This is a genomic window from Streptomyces sp. NPDC049887 (assembly GCF_040656535.1).
Taxonomy (GTDB): domain Bacteria; phylum Actinomycetota; class Actinomycetes; order Streptomycetales; family Streptomycetaceae; genus Streptomyces.
On the sequence record NZ_JBFAMM010000004.1, the window covers coordinates 273,839 to 293,027 of the forward strand.

Consider the following 19,189-nt stretch of genomic DNA (forward strand, 5'->3'; position numbering starts at 1 on the left):
GCGCCCTTGTACGTTGTGCGCCGTTTCGGGGGATCAGACCTTGCTGCGGGAGCCGTTGTACAGCTTCGCGGTGAGGTCGGCGACCTCGTTCTGCGGCACGGCCTTGCCGCCGGCGCCCAGGATCTGCGACAGATCGATGACGTTCACGCCGGCGATCGTGCTGAAGTCCGCCCACGCGCACATGGGCACCTCGAACGTCTTGGCGCCGATGCCCGCCGACGACGTGTCGCCGGTGGGGGTGAGCCTGGCGGTCTGGCACTTCATGACGGCGCCTTCGAACCCCGCCGGCTCTACCTCGGAGGGTTCGCCGACGAACTCGACCTTCACGTCGTCGGATCCGTCCTCGTCACCCTCCTCCAGCTTCTTGAACCAGCCGTCGAGCGCCTTCTCCGGGTCGTCGATCTCGCCCCAGAGACCGGTCAGGCTCATCGCCTTGCCCTTCATCGGTTGGCTGGGGTCACCGGCCTTGTAGCTGGCGCCCGCCTGCTGGGCGTCCTTGATGCCCAGGAGCGTCTCGGCCTCCGCCTGCTCCTTCGCGGAGAGCTTCTCCGGGCTGTCCTTGTCCTTCTTGAACTCGCCGACCGACGCCGCCGGCGTCAGCTTGTAGCCCTTGGTGTCGGCCGCGACATCCGAACCGCCCCCGCCCGACGTGAACCACCACACACCGCCCGCGATCACCGCGAGCGCGACGACGACACCGCCGATGACCAGGCCGTTCTTCTTGGCGCCTGGCTGCGACGGCGGCGGGGGCGGGTAGGCGCCGGGGCCCACGCCGTACGGGGGCCGGCCTCCCGGGCCCTGCGGCCCGGGAGCCGCGCCCATGGGCGGCCGGTCGTACGGGCCGGGCTGCGGGGCCTGGGGGTAGCCGTAGCCGGGCTGCTGCGGGGGGACACCCTGCGGGGTCTGCTGGGGGTGGCCGTAGCCGGGCCCCGGGGCTCCCCCCGGGGCCTGCGGCGGCCGGCCGTAAGGACCCGGCTGTCCGTACGGGCCGGGCTGCTGGGGGTGACCGCCGTACGGGCCGGGCTGCTGGGGGTGACCGCCGTACGGGCCGGGCTGCTGGGGCTGACCGCCGTACGGGCCCGGCTGGTTGTAGCTCATCTCTGGGTTCCCCTCCAGATGCTCTGTGCGTTCCGAACATCCTGGCGGAAACCCACCGGCCCCATGCCACCGGGACCGACTCCGTTACCGAACATTCCCGTTTCAGAACGGGACCGTGACACCTCTAAACTGTGGCCCGTGACCGAGAACACTCAGCAGCAGCCAGCCAGCACCCCCGAACTGCCGACCCAGTACGCGCCGGCCGAGGTAGAGGGGAAGCTGTACGAGCGCTGGGTAGAGCGCGGTTACTTCGAGGCGGACGCGAAGAGCGAGAAGCCCCCGTACACCATCGTCATCCCGCCGCCGAACGTCACGGGCAGCCTGCACCTGGGCCACGCCTTCGAGCACACGCTGATCGACGCCCTCACCCGCCGCAAGCGCATGCAGGGCTTCGAGACGCTGTGGCAGCCCGGCATGGACCACGCCGGCATCGCCACGCAGAACGTCGTCGAGCGCGAGCTCGCCAAGGAGGGCAAGTCCCGGCACGACCTCGGCCGCGAGGCGTTCATCGAGCGCGTCTGGCAGTGGAAGGGCGAGTCCGGCGGGCAGATCTCCGGCCAGATGAGGCGCCTCGGCGACGGCGTCGCCTGGTCCCGTGAGCGCTTCACCATGGACGAGGGTCTGTCCCAGGCGGTCCAGACCATCTTCAAGCGGCTCTACGACGACGAGCTGATCTACCGCGCCGAGCGCATCATCAACTGGTGCCCGCGCTGTCTGACGGCCATCTCCGACATCGAGGTGGAGTACCAGGACGACGACGGCGAACTGGTCTCGATCCGGTACGGCGAGGGCGACGAGTCGATCGTCGTCGCGACCACCCGCGCCGAGACGATGCTCGGTGACACCGCCGTCGCGGTCCACCCCGAGGACGAGCGCTACAGGCACCTCGTCGGCCGCGAGATCGAGCTGCCGCTCACCGGCCGCCGCATCCCCGTCGTCGCCGACGAGCACGTCGACCCGGAGTTCGGCACCGGCGCGGTCAAGGTGACGCCCGCCCACGACCCGAACGACTTCGAGATCGGCCGGCGCCACGACCTGCCGAACCTCGCGGTCATGGACGAGCGCGCGGTCATCACCGCCCACGGGCCCTTCCAGGGGCTGGACCGTCTGGAGGCCCGCTCCGCCATCGTCGCCGCACTGCGCGCCGATGGCCGGATCGTCGCCGAGAAGCGTCCGTACGTCCATTCCGTCGGCCACTGCTCGCGCTGCAAGACCACCATCGAGCCGCGGCTGTCCATGCAGTGGTGGGTCAAGGTCGGTCCACTGGCGAAGGCCGCTGGTGACGCGGTCCGGGACGGCAAGGTCAGGATCCATCCGCAGGAGATGGAGAAGCGGTACTTCGACTGGGTCGACAACCTGCACGACTGGTGCATCTCGCGCCAGCTGTGGTGGGGTCACCGCATCCCGGTCTGGTACGGCCCGGACGGCGAGGTCGTCTGCGTCGGCCCCGACGAGGAGCCCCCGTCCGGCGAGGGCTGGCACCAGGAGACCGACGTCCTCGACACGTGGTTCTCCTCCGGCCTGTGGCCCTTCTCCACGCTGGGCTGGCCGGAGCGGACCGAGAGCCTCGCGAAGTTCTACCCGAACTCCGTCCTGGTCACCGGCTACGACATCCTCTTCTTCTGGGTCGCCCGGATGATGATGTTCGGCCTCTACGCGATGGACGGCACCCCGCCGTTCCACACCATCGCCCTGCACGGCATGGTCCGCGACCAGTTCGGCAAGAAGATGTCGAAGTCGTTCGGCAACGCGGTCAACCCGCTGGACTGGATGGACAAGTACGGTTCCGACGCGCTGCGTTTCACGCTCGCGCGCGGCGCCAACCCCGGCGTCGACGTCCCGATCGGCGAGGACTGGGTCCAGGGCTCGCGCAACTTCGCCAACAAGATCTGGAACGCGACCCGCTTCGCGCTGATGAACGGCGCCACGGTCGAGGGCCCGATGCCGGCGTCCGGGCAGATGTCGGCGACGGACCGCTGGATCCTCTCGCGGCTGAACTCGGTGGTCGCCGAGGTCGACGCGTACTACGAGGACTACCAGTTCGCGAAGCTGTCGGACACCCTCTTCCACTTCGCCTGGGACGAGGTCTTCGACTGGTACGTCGAGCTCTCCAAGACCACGTTCATGGGGGGCGGCGAGCCCGCGAAGGTCTCCGCCCGCGTTCTGGGCGAGGTCCTCGACGTGACGCTGCGCCTGCTGCACCCGGTGGTCCCGTTCGTCACGGAGACGCTGTGGACGACGCTCACGGGCGGTGAGTCGGTCGTCGTCGCCGACTGGCCCGGGGCCGTGTCCGTTCCCGGGGCGGAGGCCCCGGGCGGCTTCCGCGACGCCGCCGCCGAGCGGGAGATCGAGCTGGTCCAGCGCGTCGTCACCGAGGTCCGCCGGTTCCGCTCCGACCAGGGTCTGCAGCCCGGTCAGAAGGTCCCGGCCCGGCTGGCGCTCGACGGCACCGCCCTCGCCCCGCACGAGGGCGCGATCCGGCAGCTGCTCCGGCTGCAGCCGGAGGGCGACTCCTTCCACGCCACGGCCACGCTCCCGGTCGCGGGCGCCGAGGTCGCGCTGGACCTGTCCGGAGTGATCGACGTGGACGCGGAGCGCAAGCGCCTCGCCAAGGACCTGGCCGCCGCCGAGAAGGAGAAGGCCCAGGCCACCGCGAAGCTCGGCAACGAGGCGTTCCTCGCCAAGGCGCCGGACAACGTCGTGGACAAGATCCGCGGCCGGCTGGCCAAGGCCGAGGAGGACATCGAGCGCATCGGAGCCCAGCTGGCGAACCTGCCGCAGGGCTGAACCGCGGCACGGCCGAGACGCACGGGGCCCCGGAATCCGCCGGATTCCGGGGCCCCGTGCGTCGGCTCGCGCCCCGACGCCGATAAGGGCGGACGGACGGGCGGGCGGGCGCACGGGCCGGGCCTCGGTCCCGGTGTCGGCGGTGCTCCGTAGACTGTCAGGCGTGAGCGACCAGCAGCCAGAGCCCTTCGACGAACCCGGCGACGAGTTCGACGCGATCGTCGACGCCGAGACCGACCGCGACCCCGATCTGGCGGTGATCGAGGCCGGCAGCCGTACGCTGCGCACCCAGGCCGGGCCGCCGCAGGGCGACCAGGTGCCGAGGCGGCCCGTCGACCCTGAGGTGGACAAGGCGCTCCGCGAGGTCGAGCAGGAGCTCGCCGGCCGCTGGGGCGAGACGAAGCTGGAGCCGTCCGTCAGCCGGATCACCGCGCTGATGGACGTGCTGGGCGAGCCCCAGCGCGCGTATCCGTCGATCCACATCACGGGCACCAACGGCAAGACGTCCACGGCGCGCATGATCGAGGCGCTGCTCGGCGCCTTCGAGCTGCGCACCGGGCGGTACACCTCGCCCCACGTCCAGTCGGTCACCGAGCGGATCAGCCTGGACGGCGCCCCGATCGACGCCGAGCGCTTCGTCGCCACGTACCGGGACGTCAAGCCGTACGTGGACATGGTCGACGCCGCCCAGGAGTACCGGCTCTCCTTCTTCGAGGTGCTCACCGGCATGGCGTACGCCGCGTTCGCCGACGCGCCGGTGGACGTGGCGGTCGTCGAGGTCGGCATGGGCGGCAGCTGGGACGCGACGAACGTCATCGACGGTTCGGTCGCCGTGGTCACGCCCATAGACCTGGACCACACCGACCGGCTCGGCGAAACGCCGGCCGAGATCGCCGGCGAGAAGGCGGGGATCATCAAGCAGGGCGCGACCGTCATCCTGGCCCAGCAGCCCGTGGACGCCGCGCAGGTGATGCTGAAGCGGGCCGTCGAGGTGGATGCCACGGTGGCCCGTGAAGGCATGGAGTTCGGCGTCGCGTCGCGGGAGGTCGCGGTCGGCGGGCAGCTGCTGACGCTGCGCGGTCTCGGCGGCGAGTACGAGGAGATCTTCCTGCCGCTGCACGGCGCCCACCAGGCGCACAACGCGGCGGTGGCGCTGGCCGCGGTCGAGGCGTTCTTCGGTATCGGCGCGGAGCACGCGCGGACGCTGGACGCGGAGACGGTCCGGTCCGCGTTCGCCTCCGTGGTGTCGCCGGGCCGGCTGGAGGTCGTGCGCCGCAGCCCGACCGTCGTCCTGGACGCCGCGCACAACCCGGCGGGCGCGCGGGCCGCGGCCGAGGGAATCACGGAGTCGTTCGGCTTCTCGCGGCTGGTCGGCGTGGTGGGCGCGAGCGCCGACAAGGACGTGAAGGCGGTCCTGGAGGCATTCGAGCCGATCTTCACCGAGATCGTCGTCACGCGGAACTCCAGTCACCGGGCGATGGACGCCGACGAGCTGGCGGCGATCGCCGTGGAGGTGTTCGGGGACGAGCGGGTGGTCGTGGAGCCGCGGCTCGACGACGCGCTGGAAGCGGCGATCACGCTCGCCGAGGAGGAGGCGGAGTACTCGGGCGCGGGCGTCCTGGTGACCGGCTCCGTGATCACGGTCGGCGAGGCCCGGCTGCTGCTGGGAAGGGACTGAGTCCATGCGTACGCTCTGCGCGTCCACGCTGATCGGTGAGTTCTTCGTGATCGGCTTCGCCGGTCTGGTGGCGATGAAGGACCCGGATCTGTCCCTTGCCACCGTGTGGACCGTGAGCGGCGTCGCGATGGTGCTGTCGCTGCTGCTGTGCGGGACGGTCACCCGCCCCGGCGGGGTGCAGCTCGGCTGGGCGCTGCAGATCGGCCTGGTCGCGAGCGGTTTCGTGGTTCCGATGATGTTCGCCCTGGGCGCGGTGTTCGCGGGCCTGTGGTGGGCCTCGGTGCACTACGGCCGCAAGGTGGACGAGGCCAAGGCCCGCTGGGCGGAACAGCAGGCCGGGGCGGGTTCGGCGGAGCCTGACGCTGTGTGACGGCGGCCTGAGGGGGCCCTGTAGCCTCTGAGGCACCAGCCACACCGTCCGTCCTCCGGACTCCCTCATCCAGGAAATCCCGGGACCCGCACTCGAAGGAGCCCCAGTGAGCCAGCGCACGCTCGTTCTGCTCAAGCCCGACGCCGTACGCCGCGGCCTGATCGGCGAGATCATCGGCCGTATCGAGCGGAAGGCGGGCTGGCAGATCACCGCGCTGGAGCTGCGCGAGCTGGACCAGGACACCCTGGAGCAGCACTACGGCGAGCACCGGGGCAAGCCGTTCTACGAGCCGCTGGTCGCCTTCATGTCCTCCGGTCCCGTCGTCGCCCTGGTCGTCGAGGGCGAGCGGGTCATCGAGGGCGTGCGCGCCCTGGCCGGTCCGACCGACCCGATCGCGGCCGCGCCCGGTTCCATCCGCGGTGACTACGGCACGATCGTCCGGGAGAACCTGATCCACGCCTCGGACTCCGAGGAGTCCGCCGCCCGGGAGCTGAAGATCTTCTTCCCGGGTCGCTGAGGGCCCGCCTCACCCCCGCTTCGACGCCGGGTTCTCCCTGACCGGCAGTCAGCCGTACAGCGCCCGGACCCTGGGGCGACCGAAGGAATTTCGGTCGCCCTTCGGCATACGTGGCGCGATACAGGGAACGCATCGCTCCGACTCGTCGTCACCCTTATTGAGGCGGGGCCCAGCGCGCGGAGTCGGCGCAGGCGGCACTACGATGGAAGCCTTCACGCCACAGCACCCGCGCATCACCCTCCTCGCCTGCCTAATAAGCCATCAAAGCTCGATTTGGGAAGGCCCGACGCATCCTCATGGGACACAAGGGGAACTCTATGTCGTTCATCGGCCGTGACATGGCTGTCGACCTCGGGACCGCCAACACGCTGGTGTACGTCAGGGGTCGGGGGATCGTCCTCAACGAGCCGTCCGTGGTCGCCATCAACACCAACACCGGCGGCATCCTCGCCGTGGGGGCCGAGGCCAAGAAGATGATCGGGCGCACGCCCGGCAACATCGTCGCGGTCCGCCCGCTGAAGGACGGCGTGATCGCCGACTTCGAGATCACCGAGCGGATGCTCCGCTACTTCATCCTCAAGATCCACAAGCGCCGGTGGGCGGCCCGCCCCCGCATCGTGGTGTGCGTGCCCTCCGGCATCACCGGTGTCGAGCGCCGCGCGGTCATCGAGGCGTCCACCCAGGCCGGTGCCCGGCAGGTGCACATCATCGAGGAGCCGATGGCGGCCGCGATCGGTGCGGGCCTCCCGGTCCACGAGGCCACCGGCAACATGGTGGTGGACATCGGCGGCGGCACCACCGAGGTCGCCGTGATCTCCCTCGGAGGAATCGTCACGGCACAGTCCATCCGGGTGGCCGGGGACGAGCTGGACAACGCGATCATCCAGCACGTCAAGAAGGAGTACAGCCTCCTCCTCGGTGAGCGGACCGCGGAGAGCATCAAGATCACCATCGGTTCGGCGTTCGACCTGGACAAGGACGAGCACACCGAGATCCGCGGCCGCGACCTTGTCTCCGGTCTGCCCAAGACCGTCGTCATCTCCGCCGCCGAGGTCCGCAAGGCCATCGAGGAGCCGGTCAACGCGATCGTCGACGCCGTGAAGACCACGCTCGACAAGTGCCCGCCGGAGTTGTCCGGCGACGTCATGGACCGCGGCATCGTCCTCACCGGCGGCGGGGCGCTGCTGCGCGGTCTCGACGAGCGGCTGCGCAGCGAGACGGGCATGCCCATCCACATCGCCGAGGACCCGCTGGACTCGGTGGCGCTCGGCTCGGGCAAGTGCGTCGAGGAGTTCGAGGCGCTCCAGCAGGTGCTGGACGCCCAGCCCCGCCGCTAGCGCGGGACCCACGATCGGCCGTTCGGGTCAGGCGGACCCGTTCGGCCGGTCGTTCGTACAACAACACACGGCACGACGAACACAACACGCACCACAGAGCTCGGCATTCACATTCCGACGAGGAAGGCACGGCCGCCGCACGTGAGGGACACGAAAGAGAGCCGGCTGCTCCTGGTCCTGCTGATCGCCATCGCGTTCGCACTGATCACGGTGGACATCCGCGGCGGCGAGGAGTCACCGGTCGACGGCGCCCGGCAGGCCGCCGCCGCCGTCTTCGGACCGGTCGAGAACGGCGTGGCCTCCGCCGTCGATCCCGTGGGCAATGCCATAGGAGCGATCCGCGACTCGGGCGAGCGGCACGACCGCATCTCCGTCCTCGAGCGCGAGAACGCCGCCCTCAAGGCGAGACTCGGCAGCGACGACCGCAACCGCAGCAGGGTCCGCCAGCTCGACAGCATGCTGAAGAAGGCGGCCAACGGGCAGTACGGCATCAAGGGCGCCGAGGTCATCGCCATAGGTGCCGCCCAGGGCTTCTCCTGGACGGTCACCATCGACGCCGGCTCCGCCGACGGCATCCGGCGCGACATGACCGTCCTCAACGGCGACGGCCTCGTCGGCCGGGTGACCACCGTCGGCCCGAACACCGCGACCGTGCTCCTCGCCAACGACCCGGACTTCACCGTCGGCACCCGGATGGAGCGGACCGACGAGCTGGGCTTCGCCACCGGCCAGGGCGACCGGCCGCTGTCCGTGCAGCTGCTCAACGGCAAGGCGAAGGTGCGCAAGGGCGACCGGCTGGTCACCTTCGGCTCGCAGGCCGACAAGCCCTTCGTGCCCGGCGTGCCGGTGGGTGAGGTCGTCCGCGTCGATCCCTCCGGCGGCGCCCTGACCCGCACCGTCTTCGTGCGGCCGTACGCGGCCTTCACCAAGCTCGACATCGTCGGGGTGGTCGTCCAGGCACCTCGTACCGACCCGCGCGACATGGTCCTGCCTCCCAGGCCCAAGCCGACGCCCACGCCGACGGTGACCGTCACGGTCACCCCCTCCGCCGACGGCGACCCGCAGGCGCGGAGCCAGGGCTCGGAGGAACGGGACCCGGGCGGGGAAACCCCGCAGGCCGACAGCACCGAGGCCGTAACCGGCCGCGACGACGAGTAGCAGGAGGAGCTGAACACCATGCGCTTCAACCGGATGCTCCTCTCCACGACGCTCGTCGTGGTGGCGCTCGTCGTCCAGGTCACCGTCCTCGCCAGGCTCCAGCTCCCCGGAGCCGTCCCCGATCTGCTGCTGCTCACCGTCGTCGCCCTCGCGCTGGTCTACGGGCACACCAGCGGCGCCCTCATCGGCTTCGGTGCGGGACTCCTCGCCGACCTCGCCCCGCCCGCGGACCACGCCGCCGGGCGCTACGCCCTCGTGCTCTGCGTCATCGGCTACCTCGTCGGACTGGCCCGGCCCGAGAACGGCCGGCTGACCTCCGCCACCGGCCCGATGGTCGTGGTCGTGGCGGCGGCCGTCGGGTCGACCCTGCTGTACGCCGGCGTCGGCGCGCTCGTCGGCGACACCGCCGCGCGCCATGTCGGCCTCGGCTCACTGCTGTTCACGGCGGCCCTTTACGACCTGCTCCTCGCGCCGTTCACCGTGCCACTGATCATGGCGCTCGCCAGACGCGCCGAGAACGATCCGCTCGCCGAGTCCCCGGCCGGCACCAGCGACGTCTCCAGCGGCTGGGCCACCTCCGGTACGGGACTGCGCATCGGCCGCCAGCGCGGCGGGCTGCGGATCAAGGCGGCCAGGACGCGGGCCTCCCGCGCCGGCCGCATCAGGGGAGTCAAGCGACTGTGACCGAGGGGGTATCGGCAGCGTGAGCAACATTCCCGAGACCGGACGGACCCCCCGCGTCCAGATCCGGCTCATCGTCATCCAGGTCCTCGTCTTCTCCCTGTTCGCCACGCTCGGCGGGCGCCTCTGGTACCTCCAGATCCGCAACGGCGACGAGTACACGAACGAGGCCAGGAGCAACCACGTCCAGCAGGTCGTCCAACCCGCCGTCCGCGGCTCGATCCTGGACGCCAGGGGCGTGCCCCTGGCCGACAACGAGACCCGGCTCGTCGTCTCCGCGTCCCGCACCGACCTGATGAAGATGGAGGACGACGGCAAGGGGGTGCTCACCCGGCTCGCGGCCGTTCTCGGCATGAAGCCGAAGGACGTCATGGACAAGGTCCGGCTCTGCGACGCCGAGACCCCCCAGCCGTGCTGGAACGGCTCTCCGTACCAGCCCATCCCCGTCACCGACGAGGCCACCACTCAGCAGGCCCTCCAGATCCGCGAACGCGCGGAGGACTTCCCCGGCATCACCGCGGAGCCGATGGCCGTGCGCCGTTACGTCGCGCCCGGCAAGGCCAACACCGCTCAGGTCCTCGGCTACCTCTCGCCCGTCACCGACGAGGAGATCGAGAAGGCCAAGGACACCGACTCGCCGTTCCTGCGCTCCGACCAGGTCGGCCGCTCCGGACTCGAGCGCACGTACGACAGGGACCTGCGCGGCAAGGCCGGCGTCACCCGCTACGAGGTCGACAAGCTCGGCCGGGTCATCGGCCTGGCCCAGGCCGACAAGGCCGAGCCCGGCGCCAACGTCATCACCTCCATCGACGCCCGCGTCCAGGCGGTCGCCGAGTGGGAGCTCGACAACGCGATGAAGGAGGCCCGCAAGGTCTTCGACGACAACACCGGAACCAACTACAAGGCCGACTCGGGCGCCGTCGTCGTCATGGAGGCCAGGACCGGCCGCGTGGTCGCCATGGCCTCGCTGCCCACCTACGACCCGAACGCCTGGGTCGGCGGCATCTCCGCCAAGGACTACGCGCGGCTCACCGGCAAGAAGTCCAACTTCCCGCTGCTGAACCGGGCGATCCAGGGACAGGCCGCTCCCGGCTCCATCTTCAAGGTCGTCCCCACCACGGCGGCGGTCAACGCCGGCTACGACTTCAACGGCCGCTACCCCTGTCCCAGCTCCTACTCCATCGGCAACCAGGTCTTCAAGAACTTCGAGTCCCAGGGCCACGGCAGCATCACTCTCGGCCAGGCCCTCGAGGTCTCCTGCGACACCGTCTACTACGCCCTTTCCCACCAGCAGTGGAAGAAGGACGGCGGCCTCAAGCCGAAGAAGAACCCGGCGGACTGGTTCTACAAGACGGCCCACCAGTTCGGCCTCGGCGCCGAGACCGGCATCGACCTCCCCAACGAGGTCACCGGCCGCGTCCCCGACCGCCGCTGGAAGCAGAAGTTCTGGGAGGCCAACAAGGACTACTGGTGCAAGGTCGGCAAGAAGGGCGGCGACTACATCCAGCAGCTCTCGTACGAGAACTGCCTGGAAGGCAATCTGATGCGCGCCGGTGACTCCGTGAACTACTCCATCGGCCAGGGCGACACCCTCGTCACCCCGATCCAGATGGCGACCATCTACGCGGCCATCTCCAACGGCGGCACCATGTGGAACCCGACCGTCGGCAAAGCGGTCGTCAGCGCCGACGGCAAGAGCATCCGCGAGATCAAGCCCAAGTCCCACGGCAAGCTGCCCATGGACGCCAGGACGCGCAAGCTGATGAACGAGGCGCTGGCGGGAGTCGCCACCCGCGGCACCGCCGCCTGGCGGTTCGGCGGCTGGCCGCAGGACAAGATCCCGATGCACGCCAAGACCGGTACGGCCGAGGTGCACGGCAAGCAGACGACGTCCTGGTTCGCCACGTACACCAAGGACTACTCGATCGTCATGACCATCTCCCAGGGCGGTACCGGCTCCGGCGCCTCCGGACCCGCCGTGCGCAACATCTACAACGCGCTCTACGGGCTGGACATGGAGGGCAACCAGGACCTCAAGAAGGCCCTGCTGCCGCAGCCCCAGAAGGCGCTGCCGAAGGTCCAGCCGGACGGCTCCATCGACGCGCCGAAGATCACGCCGTATGTGCCGGCCAAGCCCGAGCCCGAAGAGGACACCGCCCTCGCCGGCCCGCCCGCGGCCACCGGACGGAGGGACTGAGGAATGGCCGGACCCCATGGCTTCTCGGTCTCGCGCTACGCACCGGAGCGCGGCGGCCTCGCCAAGCTCCTCGCCCGCGACTCGATGGTCCGTCGGCTCGACTGGCCGATGCTCGCCTCCGCACTCGCCCTGTCGCTGCTCGGCTCCCTGCTCGTCTGGTCCGCGACCCGCAACCGCACCGAGCTCAACGACGGCGACCCGTACTACTTCTTCCTGCGCCACCTGCTCAACACCGGCATCGGGCTCGCCCTGATGGTCGGCACCGTCTGGCTCGGGCACCGCACCCTGCGCGGCGCCGTGCCCGTGCTGTACGGCATCTCCCTGGTGCTGGTCGCGCTGGTGCTGACCCCGCTCGGCGCGACCATCAACGGCGCCCACGCCTGGATCGTGCTCGGCGGGGGCTTCTCCCTCCAGCCCTCCGAGTTCGTGAAGATCACGATCATCCTGGGCATGGCGATGCTGCTGGCGACCCAGGTCGACGCCGGCGACCAGCTCCATCCCGACCACCGCACCGTCGCGAAGTCGCTGGGCCTGGCGGTCCTGCCCATGATCATCGTGATGCTGATGCCGGACCTCGGCTCGGTGATGGTGATGGTGGTGATCGTCCTGGGCGTCCTGCTCGCCTCCGGCGCCTCCAACCGCTGGATCTTCGGACTGATCGGCGCGGGCATCGGCGGGGCCGTCCTCGTCACCGCGCTCGGCCTGCTCGACGAGTACCAGATCAACCGCTTCGCGGCGTTCGCCAACCCCGAACTCGACCCGGCCGGGGTCGGCTACAACACCAACCAGGCACGCATCGCCATCGGCTCCGGCGGGCTGCTGGGCACCGGCCTGTTCAAGGGGTCCCAGACCACCGGCCAGTTCGTGCCCGAACAGCAGACCGACTTCGTCTTCACCGTCGCAGGCGAGGAACTCGGCTTCGTCGGAGCGGGCCTCATCATCGTCCTGCTCGGCGTCGTCCTGTGGCGCGCCTGCCGCATCGCCCGCGACACCACCGAGCTGTACGGCACGATCGTCGCAGCCGGGATCATCGCCTGGTTCGCGTTCCAGTCCTTCGAGAACATCGGCATGACCCTCGGCATCATGCCCGTCGCCGGACTGCCGCTGCCGTTCGTCTCCTACGGCGGATCGTCGATGTTCGCCGTGTGGGTGGCCGTCGGGCTCCTGCAGTCCATCAAGGTGCAACGCCCGATGTCCGCCTGAACTCCTTCGCCCCCCACCGGTCCACCACGAAGACCGCATCGGCGGCCGCACCCACGACGACGGCCGCCGGGACGACTAGATGAATACCGGGCGGATAGATTCAACTCATGGCGGAGACGAAGCGGGAAATCGAGCGGAAGTACGAAGCCACACCTGACACCAAGGTCCCGGACCTCACCGGCGCGGCCGGGATCGCGGACGTCGTCGAGAAGGGCGTGACCGAACTCGACGCCGTCTACTACGACACTCCCGGCCTGCGCCTGGCCGCCGACAGGATCACGCTGCGCCGCCGCACCGGTGGCGCCGACGAGGGCTGGCACCTGAAGTTCCCCGTCGCCACCGGCATCCGCGAGGAGATCCACGCCCCCCTCCGCGACGCGGTGCCCCGCACCCTCGCCGGACTCGTCCGCTCCCGCACCCGGGGCACCCCCCTCGTGGCCGTCGTGCGTCTGCGGTCCTCCCGCGACGTACGCCATCTCGTCGACGACCGGGGCCGGCTCCTCGCCGAGCTCTCCCTCGACACCGTGCACGCGGAACGCCTCACACCCGGCAGCGGCACGGCGGGATGGACCGAGATCGAGGTCGAACTGGCCGACGACGCCGACCCCGCCCTCCTGGACCGCGTCGAGAAGCGCCTCCGCAAGGCCGGCATCAAGCCCGCGTCCACCTCGTCCAAACTGGCCAGGGCCCTCGCCGACACCGAACCCGACTCGGCAGCGGCCACCGGCACCCGAGCCGCATCGACCGCCGCCAGGCAGGCGGCCACCGCCGCGCAAGGTCACGACGGCACCACCGCCGCGCACCCCGAGGAACCGGCGTCATCGCGCCACGCCGACGCGTTCGCCCCCGCCGGCGGAGAACGCGCCCCCAAGGCCCCCGAGGCCGCCAGGAGCGTCCGCCACCGGGGCGCACGGCTGGGACCCGCGCACGCCGGCGAACACGTCCTCGCCTACCTGCGCGAACAGCGCGACGCCCTTGTCGCCCTCGACCCGGCCGTGCGCCGCGACCTCCCCGACGCCGTGCACCAGATACGGGTCGCCACCCGCCGTATGCGCAGCGCCTTCAAGACCTTCCGGAAGATCACCGACCGGACCGTCACCGACCCGGTGGGGGAGGAGCTGAAATGGCTGGCGGGCGAACTGGGCGCCGCCCGCGACCAGGAGGTCATGGCCGAGCGGCTGCGTGACCGCATCGACGCACTGCCCCGTCAACTGCTCCTCGGCCCCGTCCGCGGCAGGCTCCGGATCTGGGCCACCGCCCACCGCGCCGACGCCCGCCGCCGCTCCGTCGCGGTGCTCGACACCGAGCGCTACCTCACCCTCCTCGACACCCTCGACGCGCTCCTCGACGAACCACCGCTGCTCCCCGCCGCCGAGGCGAAGCCCACGGTCGCGCTGCCCAAGGCGGTGCTCAAGGACTACGACCGGCTCGCCGGCCGTGTCGAGCACGCGCTCGGTCTCCCCGCCGGCCACGACCGCGACCTCGCCATGCACGACGCCCGCAAGGCCGCCAAGCGCGCCCGCTACGCGGCGGAGGCCGTCACGCCCGCCCTCGGCAAGTCCGCCAAGAGGTTCGCCAAGCGCATGAAGGCCGTCCAGACGGTCCTCGGCGACCACCAGGACAGCGTCGTCGCCCGCGAGACCCTCCGCGCCCTCGCCGTCCAGGCCCACGCGGCCGGCGAGTCCGCGTTCACCTGGGGACTGCTGTTCGGACGGGAGGAGGCCGCGGCCGCCGACCGGGAGCGTGAACTGCCGGAGGTCTGGGAGGAGGCGGCCCGGCCCGAACTCCGCTCGGCGCTCAAGGGCTGACCGCGCCCCGCACGGCCCGGGGCCGCCTTCCGGTCGGGTTACGCTTGAGAGTCGCCCCTGCCCGTCCACGAAGGTTCCTGATGTCTGCCGAGTCGGTCTTCCCACAGCTCGAAGCTCTGCTCCCGCATGTGCAGAAGCCCATCCAGTACGTCGGTGGTGAGCTGAACTCCACGGTCAAGCCGTGGGAGAGCTGCGATGTGCGCTGGGCGCTGATGTACCCGGACGCCTACGAGGTCGGACTGCCCAACCAGGGCGTCATGATCCTCTACGAGGTGCTGAACGAGCGCGAGGGCGTCCTCGCCGAGCGCACCTACAGCGTCTGGCCGGACCTCGAGGAGCTGATGCGTGAGCACGGCGTCCCCCAGTTCACGGTCGACAGCCACCGCCCGGTCAAGGCCTTCGACGTCTTCGGCCTGAGCTTCTCCACCGAGCTCGGCTACACCAACATGCTCGCGGCCCTCGAACTCTCCGGCATCCCGCTGGAGGCCGGGGAGCGCACGATCGACGACCCGATCGTCCTGGCCGGCGGCCACGCGGCCTTCAACCCCGAGCCCATCGCGGACTTCATCGACTGTGCCGTGATCGGCGACGGCGAGCAGGCCGTCCTGCAGATCACCGACATCATCCGCGACTGGAAGGCCGAGGGGCGCCCCGGGGGCCGCGAGGAGCTGCTGTTCCGCCTCGCCAGGACCGGAGGCGTCTACGTCCCGGGCTTCTACGACGTCGAGTACCTCCCCGACGGCCGCATCGGCCGCGTCGTGCCCAACAAGTCCGGCGTGCCGTGGCGGGTGTCCAAGCACACCGTCATGGACCTCGACGAGTGGCCGTACCCCAAGCAGCCGCTCGTCCCGCTCGCCGAGACCGTCCACGAGCGGATGTCCGTCGAGATCTTCCGCGGCTGCACCCGCGGCTGCCGCTTCTGCCAGGCCGGCATGATCACGCGCCCCGTCCGGGAGCGGAGCATCACCGGCATCGGCGAGATGGTCGACAAGGGCCTCAAGGCGACCGGCTTCGAGGAGGTCGGCCTGCTGTCGCTGTCCTCCGCCGACCACAGTGAGATCGGCGACATCGCCAAGGGCCTCGCGGACCGGTACGAGGAGGACAAGATCGGTCTGTCGCTCCCCTCGACCCGCGTCGACGCGTTCAACGTCGATCTGGCCAACGAGCTGACGCGCAACGGACGCCGGTCCGGTCTGACATTCGCCCCCGAGGGCGGCTCCGAGCGCATGCGCAAGGTCATCAACAAGATGGTGTCGGAGGAGGACCTGATCCGCACCGTCGCCACCGCCTACGGCAACGGCTGGCGCCAGGTGAAGCTGTACTTCATGTGCGGCCTGCCCACCGAGACCGACGACGACGTGCTGCAGATCGGCGACATGGCGGTCAACGTCATCGCCAAGGGCCGCGAGGTGTCCGGCTCCAACGACATCCGCTGCACGGTGTCCATCGGCGGCTTCGTGCCCAAGCCGCACACACCCTTCCAATGGGCCCCCCAGCTCTCCGCCGAGGAGACCGACGCCCGCCTGGAGAAGCTCCGCGACAAGATCCGCGGCGACAAGAAGTACGGCCGCTCCATCGGCTTCCGCTACCACGACGGCAAGCCCGGGATCGTCGAGGGCCTCCTCTCCCGCGGCGACCGCCGCGTCGGCGCCGTGATCCGCGCCGTCTACGAGGACGGCGGCCGCTTCGACGGCTGGCGCGAGCACTTCTCCTACGACCGCTGGATGGAGTGCGCGGGGAAGACGCTGCCCGATTTCGGGGTGGACGTCGACTGGTACACGACCCGCGAGCGCAGCTACGAGGAGGTCCTGCCCTGGGACCACCTGGACTCCGGTCTCGACAAGGACTGGCTCTGGGAGGACTGGCAGGACGCGCTGGACGAGACGGAGGTCGAGGACTGCCGCTGGACGCCGTGCTTCGACTGCGGCGTGTGTCCTCAGATGGACACGGCCATTCAAATCGGCCCCACCGGCAAGAAGCTGCTGCCGTTGACGGTCGTCAACGAGTAGCCGAGCCCTTCGCTCACCGGCCCCGTCGCTCGTGCGGCGGGGCCGTTCCCGTCCCCCCGGGCACCGCGGCCCGGCGGCGGTGGGAATCCCGGCCGGGCGAGAACCTTCGGCCGGGCTGCGGCGTCTCCTCGACCATGGAGCCGGAGAAGCGCGGGCAGCACGCCGATCCGGAGGGCTGCCTCGCGGTGGCGATCAGGATCCCCGTGCGGATCGTCGTGCTGGTCCTCGTCGTGCCGATGCGGATGCTGTGGGACGTCCTCGTCGTCTGCGGCAGGGCCCTCGACCGGGTGCTGCTCCGACCGCTGGGCCGGGCCTTCGGTCGGGTGTACGGGACGCTGCTGGTGCCCGTCGGCCACGGGATCGCCTGGCTCGCCGGGGCGGTCGCGACCGGTGCGTGGTGGCTGTTCAGGGCCCTCTTCCACTGGCCGTGGCTCGCGCTGTGGCGGTACGTGGTGGTGCCGGTCGCGACCTACGGCGTGGCCGTGCCGCTGGGTTGGCTGTACCGGGCCCTGCTGACGCCCGCGGGCCACGGTCTGGCCTGGCTGTACGCCCGGCTGCTGACCCCGCTGGGCCGCGGCGTGGGGCTGCTCCTGTGGGCGGTGCTCGTCCGGCCCTGGCTCGCGCTGTACCGGTGGGTGCTCACGCCGGTGGGCCACGGTCTGGCCTGGCTGTACGCGAACGCGCTCGCCCCGGCGGCCTGTGGTGTGCGGACGGCCGTCGTGTGGCTCGCGCGGATGCTCCTGGTCGCGCCCGTCGTCTTCCTGTACCGCTGGACGCTCGCTCCCGTGGGCAGGTTCCTCGCCGTCGTGGGCCGAGAGACCGCCGATGCCGTCGGGCTGGCTTGGCGAGCCGCCGGCCGCCTGTCGCGCGCGGTGGGGCGGGCGCTGAAGTGGCTGGCGTGGAATCTGCTGGGACGGCCGGCGGCCTGGTGCTACCGGAACGTCTGCACCCCGGTCGGCCACTTCGCCCGCGACCGGGTGTGGGCCCCGGCGCGGCGTGCCGCCGTGGAAGCCGGACGGGCCGCCCGCGGGGCGCTCGCCTCGGCCCGGGAGACGGTGCGCCGGGCACGCCGAGATGCCTGGCGGGCACTGGTGGGCGGACCCCGTGAAGCCCGGGCCGTGGAACCGGTACCCGTCCGGGCGCGTAACCTGGGTGGTGCGCAACACGTACCGACTGTCCCCGGCGTGGCGCCCGGGCCCGAGATCTCCCTGCACAAGCGGGGGTGAACCGGGCGGGCTGCCCTCCAGGGGGTCCGAAGGCCACAAAGGGCGGCGCAGGAAGGCGTCCGTCCCGCACCGAGGAGAAGAACCACTGGGCAAGCGACAGCCCGAAGGCCCGCCGCCCGCACCCGCGGTGCAGCGCATCCGACTGCGCTACACCAAGCGCGGCCGCCTCCGGTTCACCAGCCACCGCGACTTCCAGCGCGCCTTCGAGCGCGCGCTGCGCCGCGCCGAGGTGCCGATGGCGTACTCGGCGGGCTTCACCCCGCATCCGAAGGTGTCGTACGCCAACGCCGCCCCGACGGGTACGGGGTCCGAGGCCGAGTACCTCGAGATCGCGCTGACCGATCACCGTGATCCGGAGAAGCTGCGCGAGCTCCTCGACGAGTCGCTGCCCGCCGGGCTCGACATCGTCGACGCCGTCGAGGCCCGGACGTCCGGGCTGGCGGACCGGCTGACGGCGTCCGTGTGGGAGCTGCGGCTCGACGGTGTCGCGTCGGAGGAGGCCGAGGAGGCGGTCGCCGCGTTCCTCGCGGCGGACGCCGTCGAGGTCCGCCGCAAGACGAAGAACGGGATCCGGGCCTTCGACGCCCGTGGTGCGGTGGCCGACCTGCAGGCGAGTTGTCCACAGCCTGATAGGCCCACGGACCGGCCCTGTGCGATACTGCGGCTGGTTGTTCGGCACGTGACACCTGCCGTGCGACCCGACGACGTCCTGTCCGGTCTCCGAGCTGTGGCCGACCTGGCGCCGCCGGTCCCCGCTGCGGTGACCAGGCTGGCGCAGGGGCTCTTCGACGAGGAGTCCGGCACGGTGACCGACCCGCTCGCGCCCGACCGCGAGGCAGTCACGGCCGCCCCAGCCGATCGCTCAGGGGTCGCCGGAGCCGCCGCGACGGCGCCCGCTGGTACCGGTTCCGCGTAGGGGCAGTCGTTGTAGCGCCGCCCTCGTACTCGGGAGCCACCTGGGTCGGGCAGCGCAAAGACCAGGAGACTTTCGCCAGGCCGTGCGTACATCGCGTACGGAACCGGCGAGCCAGACATACAGCTCCCGTGCGGCGCCCGCGCCCCGGACGGAGGCCCCGCACTCATCATGCGGGACGTGCCACCGGACCGGATCGAGGCTCGG

The 19,189-nt window shown here is 70.9% G+C and carries 14 protein-coding genes; 13 read left to right on the forward strand and 1 reads right to left on the reverse strand.

What is annotated here, in order from left to right; translation table 11 throughout:
* Positions 1-33 precede the first annotated feature (33 nt).
* A complete protein-coding gene (locus AB0J10_RS07260) occupies positions 34-1,098 on the reverse strand; it encodes a hypothetical protein (protein WP_363058702.1) in 1,065 nt (354 codons plus the stop codon).
* A gap of 138 nt (positions 1,099-1,236) precedes the next feature.
* On the opposite strand from AB0J10_RS07260, the gene AB0J10_RS07265 reads away from it, so the two are divergent.
* From AB0J10_RS07265 to AB0J10_RS07325, 13 genes are all read left to right on the forward strand, one after another.
* Positions 1,237-3,885: a valine--tRNA ligase gene (locus AB0J10_RS07265; protein WP_363058704.1), complete on the forward strand. Its 2,649-nt coding sequence runs from the start codon at positions 1,237-1,239 to the stop codon at positions 3,883-3,885.
* A gap of 163 nt (positions 3,886-4,048) precedes the next feature.
* On the forward strand, positions 4,049-5,563 hold the full coding sequence (locus AB0J10_RS07270) for a folylpolyglutamate synthase/dihydrofolate synthase family protein (protein WP_363058706.1): 1,515 nt from the start codon (positions 4,049-4,051) through the stop codon (positions 5,561-5,563).
* 4 nt (positions 5,564-5,567) lie between these two features.
* On the forward strand, positions 5,568-5,933 hold the full coding sequence (locus AB0J10_RS07275; RefSeq protein ID WP_363058708.1) for a DUF4233 domain-containing protein: 366 nt from the start codon (positions 5,568-5,570) through the stop codon (positions 5,931-5,933).
* Between the two features lie 106 nt (positions 5,934-6,039).
* Entirely contained in the window at positions 6,040-6,450 is a 411-nt protein-coding gene (gene ndk / locus AB0J10_RS07280) for a nucleoside-diphosphate kinase (protein WP_269730389.1), read from the forward strand.
* 317 nt (positions 6,451-6,767) lie between these two features.
* On the forward strand, positions 6,768-7,787 hold the full coding sequence (locus AB0J10_RS07285) for a rod shape-determining protein (RefSeq protein WP_017944902.1): 1,020 nt from the start codon (positions 6,768-6,770) through the stop codon (positions 7,785-7,787).
* Positions 7,788-7,928: 141 nt separating this feature from the next.
* Positions 7,929-8,945, forward strand: a complete 1,017-nt coding sequence (gene mreC / locus AB0J10_RS07290; RefSeq protein WP_363058711.1) for a rod shape-determining protein MreC — start codon at positions 7,929-7,931, stop codon at positions 8,943-8,945.
* Positions 8,946-8,963: 18 nt separating this feature from the next.
* Complete coding sequence (mreD, locus tag AB0J10_RS07295; protein WP_363058713.1) at positions 8,964-9,629, forward strand: rod shape-determining protein MreD; 666 nt, start codon at positions 8,964-8,966, stop codon at positions 9,627-9,629.
* Between the two features lie 19 nt (positions 9,630-9,648).
* On the forward strand, positions 9,649-11,823 hold the full coding sequence (mrdA, locus tag AB0J10_RS07300) for a penicillin-binding protein 2 (protein ID WP_363058715.1): 2,175 nt from the start codon (positions 9,649-9,651) through the stop codon (positions 11,821-11,823).
* A gap of 3 nt (positions 11,824-11,826) precedes the next feature.
* Positions 11,827-13,026, forward strand: coding sequence for a rod shape-determining protein RodA (gene rodA / locus AB0J10_RS07305; protein ID WP_363058717.1), 1,200 nt, complete (start codon positions 11,827-11,829; stop codon positions 13,024-13,026).
* Positions 13,027-13,133: 107 nt separating this feature from the next.
* Complete coding sequence (locus tag AB0J10_RS07310) at positions 13,134-14,834, forward strand: CYTH and CHAD domain-containing protein (protein ID WP_363058719.1); 1,701 nt, start codon at positions 13,134-13,136, stop codon at positions 14,832-14,834.
* Positions 14,835-14,914: 80 nt separating this feature from the next.
* Positions 14,915-16,843 carry a TIGR03960 family B12-binding radical SAM protein gene (locus tag AB0J10_RS07315; protein WP_363058721.1) on the forward strand — a complete coding sequence of 643 codons (1,929 nt, stop codon included), beginning with the start codon at positions 14,915-14,917 and terminating at the stop codon, positions 16,841-16,843.
* Between the two features lie 134 nt (positions 16,844-16,977).
* Complete coding sequence (locus AB0J10_RS07320; protein ID WP_363058723.1) at positions 16,978-18,069, forward strand: hypothetical protein; 1,092 nt, start codon at positions 16,978-16,980, stop codon at positions 18,067-18,069.
* A gap of 127 nt (positions 18,070-18,196) precedes the next feature.
* Positions 18,197-18,985: a TIGR03936 family radical SAM-associated protein gene (locus AB0J10_RS07325; protein ID WP_363058725.1), complete on the forward strand. Its 789-nt coding sequence runs from the start codon at positions 18,197-18,199 to the stop codon at positions 18,983-18,985.
* Positions 18,986-19,189 lie beyond the last annotated feature (204 nt).

Coding starts and splice junctions, on each gene's coding strand:
- AB0J10_RS07260 (WP_363058702.1), bottom strand. CDS start 1,098: ATGAGCTACAACCAGCCGGGCCCGTACGGCGGTCAGCCCCAGCAGCCC.
- AB0J10_RS07315 (WP_363058721.1), top strand. CDS start 14,915: ATGTCTGCCGAGTCGGTCTTCCCACAGCTCGAAGCTCTGCTCCCGCAT.
- AB0J10_RS07320 (WP_363058723.1), top strand. CDS start 16,978: ATGGAGCCGGAGAAGCGCGGGCAGCACGCCGATCCGGAGGGCTGCCTC.
- mreD (WP_363058713.1), top strand. CDS start 8,964: ATGCGCTTCAACCGGATGCTCCTCTCCACGACGCTCGTCGTGGTGGCG.
- rodA (WP_363058717.1), top strand. CDS start 11,827: ATGGCCGGACCCCATGGCTTCTCGGTCTCGCGCTACGCACCGGAGCGC.
- AB0J10_RS07275 (WP_363058708.1), top strand. CDS start 5,568: ATGCGTACGCTCTGCGCGTCCACGCTGATCGGTGAGTTCTTCGTGATC.
- AB0J10_RS07310 (WP_363058719.1), top strand. CDS start 13,134: ATGGCGGAGACGAAGCGGGAAATCGAGCGGAAGTACGAAGCCACACCT.
- AB0J10_RS07285 (WP_017944902.1), top strand. CDS start 6,768: ATGTCGTTCATCGGCCGTGACATGGCTGTCGACCTCGGGACCGCCAAC.